Source organism: Sphingomonas sp., from assembly GCF_019749955.1.
In the GTDB taxonomy this organism is placed as follows: Bacteria; Pseudomonadota; Alphaproteobacteria; order Sphingomonadales; family Sphingomonadaceae; genus Sphingomonas.
In genome coordinates, this window is sequence record NZ_JAIEPC010000117.1 from 1 (window position 1) to 1,727 (window position 1,727).

1 protein-coding gene is annotated in these 1,727 nt (G+C 66.0%); it reads left to right on the forward strand.

Annotated features, from left to right (window positions below):
• Nucleotides 1–51 precede the first annotated feature (51 nt).
• Nucleotides 52–1,727 (forward strand): DNA topoisomerase IV subunit B (locus tag K2W81_RS16030; RefSeq protein WP_294106367.1); only part of this gene is annotated, 1,676 nt, incomplete at its 3' end.

Consider the following 1,727-nt stretch of genomic DNA (forward strand, 5'->3'; position numbering starts at 1 on the left):
CGCGCGGACTGCGCTTGCGCGCGTGACTCCCGCGCTCCTATAGCTCTCGCCATGTCCGACGATCTGTTCGCTGCCCCCAATGCCGTCCCCGGCGCCTATGATGCTTCCTCGATCGAAGTCCTCGAAGGGCTGGAGCCGGTGCGGCGGCGGCCGGGCATGTATGTCGGCGGCACCGACGAGCGCGCGCTACACCACCTCGCCGCCGAAGTGCTCGACAATGCGATGGACGAAGCGGTCGCGGGCCATGCCAATCGAATCGAAGTGACGCTCGAGCCCGGCAACCGGCTGACGATCACTGATAATGGCCGCGGCATCCCGGTCGATCCGCACCCGAAGTTTCCGGGCAAGTCGGCGCTCGAAGTGATCCTGTCGACGCTCCATTCGGGCGGCAAGTTCGAGGGCAAGGCCTATGCGACCTCGGGCGGCCTGCACGGCGTCGGCGTCAGCGTCGTCAACGCGCTGTCGAGCGACACCGTGGTCGAAGTCGCGCGCAACAAGCTGCTCTACCGCCAGCGGTTCTCGCGCGGGATCACGCAAGGCAAGCTCGAGGAGCTGGGCCCGGTGCAGAACCGGCGGGGCACGTCGGTCGCCTTCACCCCCGACACGCAGATTTTCGGCCCCGAACTGCATTTCAAGCCGCAGCGGCTGTACAAGCTCGCGCGCTCCAAGGCCTATCTGTTCGCGGGCGTCGAAATCCGCTGGCACTGCGCGCCCGAGCTGGTCGCCGACAGCGATGTGCCGCCCGAAGCAGTGTTCCAGTTCCCCGGCGGGCTCGCCGATCACTTGCGCGAACAGATCGCCGGGCGCGAATGTGCGACCGCCGATTTCTTCGCCGGCACACAGGACTTCCCCGCTGGGCCGAATGGCGAGCAATCGGGCCGGGTCGAATGGGCGGTGAGCTGGCCGCTGTGGAGCGACGGCAGCTATAGCTGGTATTGCAACACCATCCCCACTCCCGATGGCGGCACGCATGAAGCGGGCCTGCGCGCCGCGCTGGTCAAGGGCATCCGTGCATTTGGCGAACTGGTGAGCCAGAAAAAGGCCAAGGACATCACCGCCGAAGACGTGATGACCGGCAGCGAATTGATGCTGAGCGTCTTCATCCGCGAGCCGCAATTCCAGAGCCAGACCAAGGACCGCCTCACCAGCCCCGAAGCCGCGACGCTCGTCGAGCGCGCGGTCCGCGACCACTTCGACCATTTCCTCAGCCACAATATGGAGCGCGGCAAGGCGCTGCTCGGCTATGTCCTCGAACGGATGGACGAGCGGCTCGCGCGCAGGGCCGAGCGCGAGGTCAAGCGCAAGACCGCGACCAGCGCGCGCAAGCTGCGCCTGCCCGGCAAGCTCACCGACTGTTCGGCGGATAGCCCCGAAGGCACCGAAATCTTCATCGTCGAGGGTGACAGCGCAGGCGGCTCCGCCAAGCAAGCGCGCGATCGCAAGACCCAGGCGATCCTGCCCATTCGCGGCAAAATCCTCAACGTTGCGTCGGCGACTGCCGCCAAGATCGGCGCCAATTCGGAAATCGCCGATCTGATCCAGGCGCTCGGTTGCGGGACGCGGAAAGACTGCCGCCCAGATAATCTGCGCTATGAGCGCGTCGTGATCATGACTGACGCCGACGTCGACGGCGCGCATATCGCCACGCTCTTGATGACCTTCTTCTTCCAGGAAATGCCCGAGATCGTCCGGCGCGGGCACCTCTATCTCGCGCAGCCGCCGCTCTA